We start from the raw sequence: 13,532 nt of genomic DNA on the forward strand, positions 1-13,532 counted from the left end.
GCCTTGACCTCTGCGGCAGTGACCTTGCGGATGCGGTCGGGCCATTCCTCGACATCCTTCACGTTGCCGCCGGTGGCGAGCGTCGAGCCGTACATATTGGCCATGTCGTCCTGCTTGTCGCGGGCAAAGACCATCGAACGGACATAGCGGGTCTTGGCCCGCTCCAGCTCGTCACCGGTCACGCCGTCCTTGGCAATGCGCGCGACCTCGGCATCGACCGCCGCTTCGACGTCGGAAAGCTTGGCGTCGCCGCGCGGCGAGCCATAGACGGTGAAGTTGGTGGCGTCGAGCATGGTGCCCTGAAAGAACGCGCCGGCCCCGGAGGCGATGCCCTGCTTCACCACCAGCTGCTGGTAGAGGCGGCTGCGGTTGTCGCCGCCCAGGATTTCGGCCAGGAGATCGAGCGCCTCCGCCTCGCCGGGCTTGGCGGTGTGATAGGACGGGACCACCCATTGCGTGGAAAAGCTCGGCACCGAGACGCGCGCATCGGTCAGCGTCACGGTGCGCTTGGTGTTCTGCTCCGGCTCGACCGGGCGGATGCGCGGCCGCAGGTCCGGCCCGCGCGCCACCTTTCCGTAAGTCCTTTCGGCCATTGCCTTCACCGCGTCCGGATCGACGTCGCCGGCGACGATCACCACGGCGTTGTTCGGCCGGTAGAAGGTGTCGTAGAACGCCTTGGCATCCTCGCGGTTCAATTGCTCCATCTCCTGCATCCAGCCGATCACCGGAACGCGGTAGGGCTGGTTCTGCCAGAGCGTCGCGTCGACCTCCTCGTCCAACACTGCCTGCGGATCGTTGTCGATGCGCGAGCGGCGCTCCTCCAGGATAACGTCGCGCTCGGTCTTGATGACATCGTCGGTGAGGACGAGGTTGCGCATGCGGTCGGCCTCGAACCCCATCATCTCCTCGAGCGCCGAAGGCGGCACCGTCTCGTGGAAGGCGGTGTAGTCGTAGGAGGTGAAGGCGTTGTTCGAGCCGCCGATGTCGGCCACGGCGCGGTCGAACTCGCCGGCTGCGTGGTTGCTCGTAGCCTTGAACATCAGATGCTCAAAGAAATGCGCGATGCCGGATTTGCCGGGCGGCTCGTCGGCGCTGCCGATCTTGTACCAGACCATATGAGTGACGATCGGGGCACGATGGTCCGGAATGACGACGACTTCCAGGCCGTTCTCGAGCAGGAAATCCTTGACCGCGGCTTCGCCGGCGGCGCGTGCCGGAACCTGCGCCGCGAACGCCAGAGCGCCGGCAAGGAATGCTGCGCGCAGGCCTCTGGTGTTCAATGTCATCAAATGCTCCGGTCTCGGTGGCGCGACGATAGAAAAGGTTCCATGGCGAGGCAAAGTGATTTGTTCGTCATTTTCGAGGCGCGTGCGTCATTTCCTTTTCCCTTGCGGGAGAAGGGACAGTGCCCCTCACCCCACCTCGACAAACCGGATCACCGTGTCGCCATAGCCGCGCTCGTCCACCACGGAAAAACCGGCGCCCGGTTCGAACGGCGCGGACGCCGCCTCCTCGACCACCCAGAGCGCGCCGGGCAGGAGCCAGCCGCCGGCTTTTGCCGAGCGCAGCGCGCGCTCGCCGAGGCCCTTGCCATAGGGCGGGTCGGCAAAGACCAGGCCGAAGGGCGACAGCGTGCCGGCTTCGCCCAACTGGGTCGCGTCGCGGCGGAAGATTTTGGTCCGCCCGGTGAGCCCGAAGGCCTCGACATTGTCGCGGATCAGCCCGCGCCCTTCCGCCGATTCCTCGATGAAGACGCAGTAGGAGGCGCCGCGCGACAGCGCCTCCAGCCCGAGCGCGCCGGTGCCGGCGAAGAGATCGAGCACACGGCCGCCTTCGAGCTTTTCGGCATAGCGATGCGCCAGCACGTTGAACACCGCCTCGCGGGTGCGATCGGTGGTCGGACGGATGGCATTGGAACGCGGCGTCGCCAGCGGACGCCCGCGAAACTCACCGCCGACGATCCGCATTGCCACCCCTCGGCCCCTTCGGACCGCGCGGCCGTTCGCCGCCGCTTCCCTCCGGATCGTCTCTTGGCTTGCCGAACGGCTTGCCCTTGCCGCCCGGCCTGAACGACGCCTTCCGCGCCTTCGCTTCCGCGGCCTTCGCGGCGTCGGCCTCCGCCCTGCCTTTGCCGATGGGACGCGCGCCCGGCGCCATCCAGACATTGGCCTTGCGCTGGCCGGGCGGTTCGATCGGCCGCGGTTCGCCTTTCTTGCCGCCGGCCTTGCCGCCGAAGCCGCGCTCGGACTTGCCGAAGCCGCGCTCGGATTTGTCGAAGGCAGACTTGTCGAAGCGAGACTGGGGACCGCGTTCGCCGAAGGCTCGCTCGGGCTTCGTCGAAAGCTTGCTCAGCGCCTCGTCGCGGCTGCCCTCACGGCGCTTGCGGGCCTTGATCAGCCCGCCCTCGCCGATCGGCCGGCGGTCGCCCTCGCGCGTGAATTTCGGCCGCTCGTCCTCATCGCGGCGCGGCTCGCTGCGTCGCACCGGCTTGTTGGAGAACGGTTTTTGGATCTCGGCGTCGAAATTGGCGCCGGACTCTTCAACCAGCCGCTCGCCGAGCTGCTCGCGCAGCGTGCGGCCCTTGATTTCCAGCACGTGGCCCTCGGGCAGCTCGTTGAGCTGGAACGGCCCGTAGGAGATGCGGATCAGCCGCGTCACCTCCAGTCCCAACGCGCCCAGGATGTTCTTCACCTCGCGGTTCTTGCCCTCGCGCAGGCCGATCGTCAGCCAGGCATTGCTGCCCTGCTCGCGGTCGAGCGAGGCCTCGACCGAGCCGTAGAAGACGCCGTCGACGGCAATGCCGTCACGCAGGGCGGTGAGCTTGCTCTCCTCGACCTTGCCGTGGACGCGCACGCGATAGCGCCGCAGCCAGCCGGTGGCCGGCAGTTCGAGCACCCGCGACAGCCCGCCGTCATTGGTCAGCAGCAGCAGCCCTTCGGTGTTGATGTCGAGGCGGCCGACGGTCATCAGCCGCGGCAGATCGGCCGGCAGCACGTCGAAGACGGTCTTGCGGCCTTCCGGATCGCGGTTGGTGGTGACCACGCCTGCCGGCTTGTGGAACAGGAACAGCCTTGTGCGCTCGATCGGCGGGATCTCCGTGCCGTCGAGATGGATGACGTCGTCGGGCATGACGTTGAAGGCCGGCGACGACAGCACCTTGCCGTTGACCTTGACGCGGCCGGCGGCGATCAGTTCCTCGGCGTCGCGGCGCGAGGCGATGCCGGCGCGCGCCAGCCGCTTGGCGATGCGCTCGCCGGCCTCGGGCGCTGCTTCTGAGGGCCGCGGGCGCGGCTTGAAGCCGCCTTCCGGCTTTCTCGCGGCGCTGTCGCGCGGCGCTCGATCGGCGAAATCCCGCTTCGGGCGTTGCGCGAAGTCGCCTCCGTCTTCGCGCTGCGGCCGGTCGGCCAAGTCGCGCTTGGGCCGATCGCCGAAATCCCGCTTGGGCCGATCGCCGAACTCGCGCTTGGGGCGATCGAAGCGCCGTTCGGCGCGTTCGCCTTCGGCGGCCATCGGCCGGTCGCCGCGCGGCGTGTAGGGCTTACGGCCTTCGCGCTTGTCGAAGGGTTTGCCGTCGCGCGGCGGACCTTTGCGGAACGGTCGTTCGCCACGCTCTCCACCTTCGCCCCCGTCACGAGGCTTGTAGCTGCGTTTGAAATCGCGGCGCTCGCCTTCCGCGGCCGCTGGCCGATCGCCACGTGGCGTATAGGACTTGCGGGCGCCATCGCGTTTTTCGAACGGCTTTCCCTCGGGGCGCGGTCCTTTGCGGAACGGTCGTTCTCCGCGTTCCGCGCCCTCGACGGCGCGCGGCTTGTAGCTGCGCTTGAAATCGCGCGCGGGGCGCTCGCCATCGGCGGCCATCGGCCTGTCGTCACGCTGCGTGTAAGGCTTGCGCGCGCCATCGCGCTTCTCGAAGGGCTTATTCTGCGAACGCGCTCCCTGGCGGAACGGCTTGTCGCCGCGCGGCGTCGGTTTCGATCCGCCTTTGCCCGGCCCTTTGCGTGATGATTTCTTGTCGTCGTCCATATGGATCTTGCTCTTCTTGGACTGCCGCGGCGTACGCGCCCGGTCGGACGCGTTATGCAGGGCAGTGTCATCTTGATTTGCGCATGCAGCAGCGCGGCAAAAACCGATTCCGGTTTTCAGGGTCACGCGCTAGATAACAGGATCACCGTCGGGTGGCGAGGAGTAATCGGAATGCAAAGCGCGTGAAGCGGCCGGATTTCATGGCTTTGGCGCTCAAGGAAGCCGAAGCGGCCGCAAGCCGGGGCGAAGTGCCGGTCGGCGCGGTGATCGCCAACGGCAACATTGTCGTGGCCAAGGCCGGCAACCGCACGCGCGAGTTGGCCGATCCGACTGCGCATGCCGAAATGCTGGCGATCCGCGAAGCCTGCCGGCAACTCGCCAGCGAGCGGCTTACCGGTCACGATCTCTATGTGACGCTCGAGCCCTGCGCCATGTGCGCCGGCGCCATTTCGTTCGCGAGACTCCGCCGGCTCTATTTCGGCGCGGCCGACGAGAAGGGCGGCGCGGTGGTCAACGGCGTGCGCTTCTTCGCCTCGCCCACCTGCCACCACGCGCCGGACGTCTATTCCGGCTTGGGCGAAAGCGAAGCGGCCCTCATCCTGAAGGAGTTCTTTCGCGAGAGGCGGAATGGCAGTGAATGGTGAATGGTTGACGCAAGCAGTGAGTAGCAAAGAAGCAGGTCGTGAGTAGTGAGCAACAGAGACCTATTCGCAATTCGCTATTCGCTACTTACAGCCCCAGCCAGTCAAACCAGCCGCCGCCCTTCTTGCCTTCCGCCTGCGCCTTGAGCCGGCGCTCCTTCTTGTACTCGTCCTCGCCGAGCTCGTTTTGCGGCGCGGTGTCGGCGGCCTGACGATAGGCAAGCGGCGGCTCGCTCAAATACTTGCGGACATTGGGATTGCCCTGCTTCTGCTCCGCGAGGCGGCGCTGGATCTCGGCGGTTCGGGTCGCGCTGGAATCGTCCGGCGACCAGCGCGGCGGATGGCTGGATGCAGAATCGGCCAAAGCCTTCTTCACCGCCACCGGGTCGGTCTGAACGTCCTCGACCGCTTCCGGCTGGTAGTTCGGGTCGTTCTGGTGGGCGGTCGCGTCGGCGCGAATGCGGGCGCGGCGCGCCTCGGGCGATTCGGGCCAGTCGGCGCTCGCCGTCTGGATGCTTTCCTGCGGTGGCGGCAGAGTTTCCTTCTGTCCCGGCGCAGGCTTCACCAGGTCCGGGCGCGGCTTATAGTCGATAGGATCGCGGCGCTTCGGCGTGATCGCGATGGCGCCCGAAACGTCGTCGGCGAGTTGCTCGGCGGCGGTCTTGTCGGTTCCGTAGGTCGGAGAGCCGACGCAGCCCGACATGGCTATGGCCGATGCCACAAGCGGCGCCAGCAGCGCGGCGCGCGCAAACGTTCTTTCGGTCATGCCAAAAAGTCCCACTTTAAAGCCTTTCGGTCGCCACCGGCCACAGGGGCGCGGTCCCCTTCTTCCCCGCGTTTGCGATGGAAATCCGGCGACAATTTGTCTGCCGGAGTGTCGCGTGTTTACCTCAACCACTTGTCAAGGGCAACGCGCGGGCGAATTTGCGCCGCCCGGCGTGGCACTTTTGCACTTATTTCATGGGTGCATATCGTTAGCCCAAAACCGCTGCGCACTCTTGGGCGACATGCACCTACAAACGCCCGAGCGCCCTCAGTTCACGCAGCACGGCAGCATCGCGGGCCGAGACATCGTGAAATTCCGGATCCTGCCCGACATCGGCCGTGTAGCGCCAGGAGCGCGCGCATTTGACCAGACCGCGATCCTGGGCCTTCTCGACGACGACCGCGACGCCCTTGACGTCATCCAGCGTGAAAGCGCCTTGCGGCGCCTTGCCATGGCTGATGACCAGATCGCTGGTGATCGCCATCTCGGCCATGTCGACATCGGCGATGGCTGCTTCCAGCGCCGCATCGTCGATGGTGACCACCGGCACGGCTTCCAGCGAGGAGCCGATCAGTTTATCGGCGCGCGCGATCTCAAGCGCGCCGGTGACGACGCGGCGCACCTGCCGGACCTTGCGCCATTTCTCGGCCAGCGCCTCGTTCCTCCAGTTATCCGGAATGGCCGGGAACTGGTCGAGATGCACCGAGGCGGCTTCGGGGTGACGGTCGAGCCAGGCCTCTTCCATCGTGAAAGGCAGCATCGGTGCCAGCCACTTCACCAGGCATTCGAAGAGATGGCGCACGACCTGCACTGCCGCCTTGCGGCGCAAGCTGGACGGCGCGTCGCAGTAGAGCGCGTCCTTGCGGATGTCGAAATAGAAGGCCGAAAGCTCCACCACCATGAAGTCGAGCAGCGCGCGGGTGATGCGCTTGAACTCGAAGGCGTCGTAGCCCTGGCGCACCGCCTCGTCGAGTTCGGACAGCCGGTGCAGCATCAGCCGCTCCAGCTCCGGCATCTTGTCCAGCGGCACGTCCTCGCCATCGTCATGGGCGAGCGTGCCCAGCATCCAGCGAATGGTGTTCCTCAGCTTGCGGTAGGCGTCGATATTGGTCTGCAGCACGTTCTTGCCGAGCCGCTGGTCTTCCCAGTAGTCGGTCGTCACCACCCAGAGCCGCAGGATATCGGCGCCGGACTGTTTTATCACGTCCTGCGGCACGACCGTGTTGCCGAGCGACTTCGACATCTTGCGGCCTTCCTCGTCCATGGTGAAGCCATGGGTGATGACCGTCTCGTAAGGCGCCCTGCCCCTCGTCCCGCAGCTTTCGAGCAGCGAGGAGTGGAACCAGCCGCGATGCTGGTCGGAGCCTTCGAGATAGACGTCGGCCGGCCATTTGAGGTCGGGCCGATCCTCCAGCGTGAAGACATGCGTCGAGCCGGAATCGAACCAGACGTCGAGGATGTCCGTCACCTGGTGCCATTTCGAGGCGTCGTGGTTGCCGAGGAAGCGCTCCTTGGCGCCCGGCGCGAACCATGCGTCGGCGCCCTCCTGCTCGAAGGCGTCCATGATGCGCTGGTTCACCGCCTCGTCCTTCAGCACATTGCCGTCGGCATCGGCGAAGACGGCGATCGGCACGCCCCAGGCACGCTGGCGCGACAGCACCCAGTCGGGGCGCTCCTCGATCATGGCGCGGATGCGGTTCTGGCCGGCCGCCGGCACGAAGCGCGTGTCGTCGATCGCCTGCAGCGCGCGGCTGCGCAGCGTCGTGCCGTCGCCGAGGTCCTTGTCCATATAGACGAACCATTGCGGCGTGTTGCGGAAGATGACGGGCTTCTTCGAGCGCCAGGAATGCGGATAGCTGTGCTTCAGCCGGCCGCGCGCGAACAGCGCGTTGCGCTTGATCAGTTCCTCGATCACCGCCTGGTTCGCGTTCCCCTTCTTGCCGTTGTCGTCGATGACGCGCGCGGGGCCGTCCTCGCGGTCCGGGCCGAAGCCCGGCGCGTCCTTGGTGAAGAAGCCGGCATCGTCGACCGGGAACGGGATCGAGGTGTCGACGCCGCGCTTGATGAGTTCGGCCACCGCATCCATCCAGGCATCGAAGTCCTCGCGGCCGTGGCTGGGCGCGGTGTGCACGAAGCCGGTGCCGGCATCGTCGGTGACATGCTCGCCGGCGATCATCGGCACGGGGAACTCGTAGCCGCCGCCCAGTCCTCTGAAAGGATGCGAAAGCGTAAGACTTGCAAGCTGTTCAGGGGAGACGTTGTGAAGCCGGTTCAAGGTGACCTTGGCTTTGGAAGCGGCGTCCTCCGCCAGCGCGTCGGCGAAGATCAGCTTCTCGCCGGGCTGCGGCCCGAAGCTGTTCTCGGCCGCGGTCACTTCGTAGAGGCCATAGGCGACGCGCGGCGAAAAGCTGACAGCGCGATTGCCGGGCAGCGTCCAGGGCGTCGTTGTCCAGATGACGACATGCGCCTCCAGCAGGTCGAGTGCCGTCCCATTCAGCGCCGGCGCGGCATCGGCGGCGTCGACCGGCCGGGCAAGGCTCGCCACCGGGAACTTCGCCCAGATCGTGTCGCTCTCATAGTCCTGGTATTCGACCTCGGCCTCGGCGAGCGCGGTGCGCTCGACCACGCTCCACATCACCGGCTTCGAGCCGCGATAGAGCTGGCCGGACATGGCGAATTTCAAAAGCTCGCCGGCGATCCGCGCCTCGGCGTGATAGGCCATGGTCGTATAGGGATTGTCGAAATCGCCGATGACGCCGAGCCGCTGGAACTCGTCGCCCTGCACCTTGATCCAGTGGGCGGCGAAGTCGCGGCATTCCCTTCGGAACTCGTTGACCGGCACCTCGTCCTTGTTCTTGCCCTTGGCCCGGTACTGCTCCTCGATCTTCCACTCGATCGGCAGGCCATGGCAGTCCCAGCCAGGCACGTAGTTGGCGTCGTAGCCGCGCATCTGGAAGGAGCGGTTGATGACGTCCTTGAGGATCTTGTTCAGGGCGTGGCCGATATGGATGTTGCCATTGGCATAGGGCGGCCCGTCATGCAGCACGAATTTCTCTCGGCCGGCGGCTTCATCGCGCAGCTTGCGGTAAAGCTCCATGTCCTGCCAGCGCCTGACCAGGCCGGGCTCCTTCTCGGGCAGGCCGGCGCGCATCGGGAAATTGGTCTGCGGCAGGTAAAGCGTTTTGGAATAGTCGATGGTTTCAGCAGTATCGGTCACGGGAGTGTCGGTCATTGGGTCTGCCATGTGCATTGCCCGTTGGCAAAATAGCTCGGGCGTTGAACTATCATGATCTGGAAAAAGCGCGAGGGGGCCGCGCGCAAAAGTCCCGGCGGCTCCGGCGGCGCTCAGGCCACCCGGAACACCGGGCCCGTAATTCGTATCGCGATCGCAAAAAGGCGCGAAAAGCTCGTCATGGCGTGGCTTTTAGCGGATGCCGCGGCAGGAATAAAGCGCGGATTTCAAGCCAAAGCGCCGGTATTTTGACTTACATCGAGAAATTGAAACGGTAGGTGGTCGACACGCCAACGGTCCACTGATCGCGGTCGCCGCGCTCCTTGACCAGACTGGAATCGGCCGCCGGCCCCATCAGGCGGGAATATTCGGTGAAGACGCTGGCCGTCATCGGCTCGGTCACTTTCCAAGTGATCGCGCCGCCGAGCCCGGTCGACTTCAGCCCGCCGCCCGGATGGTATTCGCTGAGGCCCGAGGCCGCAGCTTCCGTGGCGTTGACGCCGTAATAGGCGTCGAAATAGCCGGCCGAGGCGAAGGAGACACGGGGGCCGCCGGAAATGCGGACGGTCGGGGTGACGTCGTAGAAGGCGTCCGCCGCGATGTCGGCGACGAAACCGTTGTGGGCGCGGATGCCGTGTCTGAGCTCCGCCCGGGCCCGCACCCAATCCAGCGGATAGAATTCGAAGAAGCCGCCGACCTCGCCGCCCCAGCGCACCGGATCAAGGCCTTGCAATTCGTCCTTGCTGGAACGCGAGAACAGGAACTTGCCGGTCAAGCCGGCGCGCACGCTGCCGTCGTCGATCAGCGCCAGCGAGATGTTGTCGTTGCGCGAGGTGAAACGCGCCTCCGGCCCTGCCTTGCCGAGCGAGATGATGGGCTGGGCGCTCAGCATATATTTCTTGCCGCCCTCGAAATTCGGGGCAACGAGACCGGTGGCGCCGAGCGTCAGGTACCAGTCGCCGGAAATCCAGCTCCCCTCGCCGGCCTGGGCAGAGGTGACGGCCATCAGGCCAGAGGCGAGAACCAGCGGAATCGTCCCGACAATACGCATCGTCAACCCTTACGCGAAACAGGCCGGCAGGAACACCGGGCAGCGCAGAAGGCATGGCGTCAGTGCGGTAAATTTTGACTTAAGATCCGTAACAGAGACGGCGCGGACCGCCAGCATGGAGATCGGCCGCCCGGCTCAGCTGCCGCGCGGCGCGTGCGACATGTCCAGCAGCTTGGCCACGGCCTTCGAGCCCTTCCCCGCGACGCGTGCCGATCCGTCGTCACCCACCTCAACGGTGGCGCCGCTGGAGAAGCTAAGCGACCAACCATCACCTTTGGCGTTGCGGCGCCGGTCGGTGAGCTCGATGCCGGCAGCCGTGACCAGCGCAACGATCCGGTCGGCGTCCATGTTCGTCCTCCGAAAACGCGCCCTCAATTCAGGTCAAGCCCGCCGGTAAGATCGCCGAGCGGCGGCTCGCCATGCGCGGCTACGGCCTTGTCGCGAACCACGATGCCGTGCAGGACCGGCAATTCGAAACGCTCGGTGATGAAGCGCAGGATCGACGTCGTGTCATAAGGGGTATGATCGACATAGCCGCGCTTGGCGAAAGGCGAAATGATGATCGCGGGAATGCGCGTGCCCGGTCCCCAGCGGTCGCCCTTGGGCGGTGCGACGTGATCCCAGATGCCGCCGTTCTCATCATAGGTGACGACGACCAGCATGTGCGGCCATTGCGGGCTCTTTTCCAGATGAGCCACGACGTCGGCGATATGGCGGTCGCCGGCCTGGATGTCGGCATAGCCGGAGTGCTCGTTGAGATTGCCCTGCGGCTTATAGAAAGAGACCTGCGGCAGGGCGCCGTCGTCGATGGCCTGGATGAAGCTCGCGCCAGTCAACCCGGCGTCGCGCAGATGTTCGCGCCTGGCCTCGGTGCCCGGAGCGTAATTGGCGTAATAGTTGAACGGCTGATGATGATATTGGAAGTTCGGGATCGGTGTTTTGTTGCCGTGGTCGAGCGTGTACTGCCAGGCTCCGGAATACCACGCCCAGTTTATGTGCTTGAGGCTGAGCATGTCGCCGATGGTCGGTTCCGTCTGCGGCGGCAGCGTGGTGGGCTTGGTAGGATCCGCGAGCAGCCGGTCGCCGCCGGGCGCCGGATCGTTGCCGCTCGGCTGGTATGGCGGCTGCATGGTGTTCACCGCGTAGAAATCCGGCGTCAGGTTGCCGTCGGAGACGAATTTCGGGATCCCGTCGCGCGCCGATTTCGGCGAATTGTCGGCGATCTTCAGCGCTGTGCCGCTGGCGTCCGTCACCGCGATCGACGGCTTGGCCGGGCTCTTGTCGGCATTCGCGTAGTACGGCGCGCAGGCGCAGATCAGCCACTGATGATTGAAGAAGGAGCCGCCGAAGCCGCCCATGAAGAAATGGTCAGCGAGCACGTATTTTTGCGCAATGGCCCACATATCGGTCTTGGAGGCGTCCCAGTTGCTCATCGGCATGGCGCCTGAATCGGCCCAGGCGACGAACAATGTCGTTCTTGCCACCGTTGATCTGCATCTGGTTCTGGTAAAAGCGATGCCACAGATCATGCGTCACGACGCTGAGCGGCACGTTGAACCCTTTCGGGTCGTTCACCGTGAACGGTTCGTTCGGAAGGTGCTCGGTCATTGCCTGCGTCACCGGCGGCGTGACGCCCTTGGCGGTCAGCCCGTCCCAGACCGGCGGCAGCTCTGACAGGACCGAGCCGTTACGGTCGCGCTGCTGCAAGCTTTCCTTGCTCGCCTTGTCGATGCCCTCGGCACCCGGAAAATGGCCATAGAGATTATCGAAGGCGCGGTTCTCGGCGAAGATGACGACCACCGTCTCTATCTTGGCGATGCCGTCCGGCGGATCGCCGGGCTGCGCCGCGAAGGCGGGAGGCGAAGCGACAGTGGACAGGGCGAGAGCCGAGGAAAACAGGGCGAGCCCATAGGATCGCTTCATCGCCGTACCTCCATTGCGCAAAGTCAAATGACCAGCTTCGGTGCATCTTGGCAATAGCCACCGCGCTGGACGGGTGATCACATCGGGATTACCTTCCTTCAACCGCAGGGCGAACTCTGCAGGGAGACGAAGCCATGAGCTTGCAAGGCAATACCCTGGAAGACGCGATCGGACGCACGCGCGACAAATGGGGATGGTTCGTGGCGCTCGGCGTGCTGCTGCTGATTTTCGGCGGCATCGCCTTCGGCAATCTCTTCATCGCCACCGTCGCTTCGGTCTATGTCGTCGGCTGGCTGATGCTGATGGCGGGCGTCATCGAGATCATCCATGCTTTCGGCGTCAAGACCTGGGGGCGCTTCTTCTACTGGTTGCTCAGCGGCCTGCTCTATGCCGTCGCCGGCTTTTTCGCCTTCTACAACCCGCTTCTCGCCTCGGCGGTGCTGACGTTTCTGCTCGCCGTCGCGCTCATTGCTTCCGGGCTGCTGAGGGCCTGGGTCGCCTGGAACCACCGGCCGCAGCAAGGCTGGGGATGGCTGCTGGCAGCCGCGATCATCACCATCCTGCTTGGCCTGATCATCGCCATGGGCTGGCCGGTCAACAGCCTGTGGGTGCTCGGCATGTTCCTGGCCGTCGACCTGGTCTTCCAAGGCTGGAGCTTCATTGCCACCGGGCTGGCGCTCAAGCGGTAGGGTACTCGACCTTCGCGATCGGCCGAAGCCTGCCCAACATCGTCATCCCAGGCGAAGCAGAAGCTCCGTCGCGAAGACCCTGGGATGACGACATGAGAGGGCGTTTCGCCAATCGCCAAGGTTTACAATCTGCTAGCCGGACGGAGGCGCTTTGAGGCTTCTCTTCGCCACCGCGCCTGCCAGACCTCAGAAACAGATGGCGGCGTCCAGTTCCGATAGCGGACGCACACCTGCGAGCAGCGCCCTCGCCTCGGCCTCGTCGCGCTTCATCTGCGCGACCAGCGCATCGAGCCCATCGAATTTGAGCTCGGGGCGCAGATAGCCGAAGAACGACACCTGGCAGATCTCGCCATAGAGATCGCCGGAGAAATCGAAGACATAGGTTTCGAGCAGCGGCACGCCATTATCGTCGACGGTCGGCCGGCGGCCGAAGCTGGCGACGCCGTCATGGAGCGTGCCATCGGCGCGGCGCAAGCGGACGGCGTAAATGCCTTCCTTCAGAGTGGCTTCCGGCGAAAGCTTCATATTGGCGGTCGGAAAGCCAAGCGTGCGGCCGAGCTGCTGGCCGGCGATCACCTCGCTCTCGACGGTGAAGCGATAGCCGAGCAGGCCGGCTGCTTCCCCGACCTTGCCTTCGCAAAGCAGGGCGCGGATGCGGCTGGACGAGACGACCTCGGCACCTTCGTCGCGGAAGGCATCGACCAGCGTGACGCCGAAGCCGTGGCGTTCGCCGGCCGCCATCAGGAAAGCCGGGCCGCCCTGGCGGTCCTTGCCGAAGTGGAAGTCGAAACCGGTGACGGCATGGCTGACGCCCAGCCTGATTTCCAGCACATCGGTCACGAATGCCTCGGCCGAGAGCGAGGCGAAGTCGCGCGTGAACGGCTGCTCGACGAGGGCGGCAAAGCCGAGCCTGGCCAGGAGCCGCGCCTTCATCGGCGGCGGCGTCAGCACGAAGAGCGGCACGTCCGGCCTGAACACCTTGCGCGGGTGCGGCTCGAAGGTGAGCACCAGGGCCGGCACGCGGCGGCGGCCGGCTTCGGCCAGCGCCCGTTCCAGCACCGACAGATGGCCGCGGTGGACGCCGTCGAAATTGCCGATCGCCACGACGCCGCCGCGCAGATGCCCGGGCAACGGCGTGACCGCCGAAATGCGTTCGAAATCGTGCGTCATGTCGACCTGCGTGATGTCGGGGCGCCCGTCATGGTCC

Annotated in this window: 11 protein-coding genes and 1 pseudogene; 3 read left to right on the forward strand and 9 right to left on the reverse strand. The window is 65.4% G+C overall.

Annotation, left to right across the window (positions count from 1 at the left end):
- The 3 genes from EOA79_RS04275 to EOA79_RS04285 all read right to left on the reverse strand — a co-directional run.
- The coding region (locus EOA79_RS04275) for a pitrilysin family protein (protein ID WP_164893817.1) at positions 1–1,286 on the reverse strand (1,286 nt) is incomplete at its 3' end.
- A gap of 126 nt (positions 1,287–1,412) precedes the next feature.
- Entirely contained in the window at positions 1,413–1,967 is a 555-nt protein-coding gene (rsmD, locus tag EOA79_RS04280) for a 16S rRNA (guanine(966)-N(2))-methyltransferase RsmD (RefSeq protein ID WP_095824827.1), read from the reverse strand.
- Positions 1,948–4,023: a pseudouridine synthase gene (locus EOA79_RS04285; protein WP_095824828.1), complete on the reverse strand. Its 2,076-nt coding sequence runs from the start codon at positions 4,021–4,023 to the stop codon at positions 1,948–1,950. The genes rsmD and EOA79_RS04285 overlap by 20 nt, the downstream gene beginning before the upstream one ends.
- Before the next feature lie 182 nt (positions 4,024–4,205).
- Here EOA79_RS04285 and EOA79_RS04290 point away from each other — a divergent pair, with 182 nt between their 5' ends.
- Positions 4,206–4,667 (forward strand): nucleoside deaminase, encoded by a 462-nt coding sequence (locus EOA79_RS04290; protein WP_066996659.1) that lies wholly within the window; start codon positions 4,206–4,208, stop codon positions 4,665–4,667.
- A gap of 85 nt (positions 4,668–4,752) precedes the next feature.
- On the opposite strand, the gene EOA79_RS04295 is transcribed toward EOA79_RS04290, so the two are convergent.
- Both EOA79_RS04295 and ileS read right to left on the reverse strand, forming a co-directional pair.
- Positions 4,753–5,430, reverse strand: coding sequence for a hypothetical protein (locus EOA79_RS04295; protein ID WP_082953915.1), 678 nt, complete (start codon positions 5,428–5,430; stop codon positions 4,753–4,755).
- A gap of 247 nt (positions 5,431–5,677) precedes the next feature.
- A complete protein-coding gene (gene ileS / locus EOA79_RS04300; RefSeq protein ID WP_164748167.1) occupies positions 5,678–8,662 on the reverse strand; it encodes an isoleucine--tRNA ligase in 2,985 nt (994 codons plus the stop codon).
- A 54-nt stretch (positions 8,663–8,716) separates the two neighbouring features.
- Here ileS and EOA79_RS04305 point away from each other — a divergent pair, with 54 nt between their 5' ends.
- On the forward strand, positions 8,717–8,914 hold the full coding sequence (locus EOA79_RS04305) for a hypothetical protein (protein ID WP_067325119.1): 198 nt from the start codon (positions 8,717–8,719) through the stop codon (positions 8,912–8,914).
- A gap of 1 nt (position 8,915) precedes the next feature.
- On the opposite strand, the gene EOA79_RS04310 is transcribed toward EOA79_RS04305, so the two are convergent.
- The 3 genes and pseudogenes from EOA79_RS04310 to EOA79_RS04320 all read right to left on the reverse strand — a co-directional run bounded on the left by EOA79_RS04310 (position 8,916) and on the right by EOA79_RS04320 (position 11,697).
- Positions 8,916–9,713 carry a MipA/OmpV family protein gene (locus EOA79_RS04310; RefSeq protein WP_095778378.1) on the reverse strand — a complete coding sequence of 266 codons (798 nt, stop codon included), beginning with the start codon at positions 9,711–9,713 and terminating at the stop codon, positions 8,916–8,918.
- A 135-nt stretch (positions 9,714–9,848) separates the two neighbouring features.
- A complete protein-coding gene (locus EOA79_RS04315) occupies positions 9,849–10,061 on the reverse strand; it encodes a hypothetical protein (protein WP_066996644.1) in 213 nt (70 codons plus the stop codon).
- Between the two features lie 23 nt (positions 10,062–10,084).
- Positions 10,085–11,697: pseudogene (locus tag EOA79_RS04320) on the reverse strand (acid phosphatase).
- Positions 11,698–11,770: 73 nt separating this feature from the next.
- Here EOA79_RS04320 and EOA79_RS04325 point away from each other — a divergent pair.
- On the forward strand, positions 11,771–12,325 hold the full coding sequence (locus tag EOA79_RS04325; protein WP_066996639.1) for an HdeD family acid-resistance protein: 555 nt from the start codon (positions 11,771–11,773) through the stop codon (positions 12,323–12,325).
- Positions 12,326–12,511: 186 nt separating this feature from the next.
- Here the strand turns inward: EOA79_RS04325 and EOA79_RS04330 are convergent, their stop codons facing one another.
- On the reverse strand, positions 12,512–13,495 hold the full coding sequence (locus EOA79_RS04330) for a bifunctional riboflavin kinase/FAD synthetase (protein WP_067325110.1): 984 nt from the start codon (positions 13,493–13,495) through the stop codon (positions 12,512–12,514).
- Positions 13,496–13,532 lie beyond the last annotated feature (37 nt).

The sequence above is a fragment of the Mesorhizobium sp. M1A.F.Ca.IN.020.03.2.1 genome, from assembly GCF_004023205.1.
GTDB lineage: Bacteria > Pseudomonadota > Alphaproteobacteria > Rhizobiales > Rhizobiaceae > Mesorhizobium.

What these genes read in the sequence shown, in the direction of transcription:
- EOA79_RS04325 (WP_066996639.1), top strand. Translation starts at nt 11,771, where the DNA reads ATGAGCTTGCAAGGCAATACCCTGGAAGACGCGATCGGACGCACGCGC.
- EOA79_RS04310 (WP_095778378.1), bottom strand. Translation starts at nt 9,713, where the DNA reads ATGCGTATTGTCGGGACGATTCCGCTGGTTCTCGCCTCTGGCCTGATG.
- EOA79_RS04330 (WP_067325110.1), bottom strand. Translation starts at nt 13,495, where the DNA reads ATGACGCACGATTTCGAACGCATTTCGGCGGTCACGCCGTTGCCCGGG.
- EOA79_RS04315 (WP_066996644.1), bottom strand. Translation starts at nt 10,061, where the DNA reads ATGGACGCCGACCGGATCGTTGCGCTGGTCACGGCTGCCGGCATCGAG.
- EOA79_RS04305 (WP_067325119.1), top strand. Translation starts at nt 8,717, where the DNA reads ATGATCTGGAAAAAGCGCGAGGGGGCCGCGCGCAAAAGTCCCGGCGGC.
- rsmD (WP_095824827.1), bottom strand. Translation starts at nt 1,967, where the DNA reads ATGCGGATCGTCGGCGGTGAGTTTCGCGGGCGTCCGCTGGCGACGCCG.
- ileS (WP_164748167.1), bottom strand. Translation starts at nt 8,662, where the DNA reads ATGACCGACACTCCCGTGACCGATACTGCTGAAACCATCGACTATTCC.
- EOA79_RS04295 (WP_082953915.1), bottom strand. Translation starts at nt 5,430, where the DNA reads ATGACCGAAAGAACGTTTGCGCGCGCCGCGCTGCTGGCGCCGCTTGTG.
- EOA79_RS04285 (WP_095824828.1), bottom strand. Translation starts at nt 4,023, where the DNA reads ATGGACGACGACAAGAAATCATCACGCAAAGGGCCGGGCAAAGGCGGA.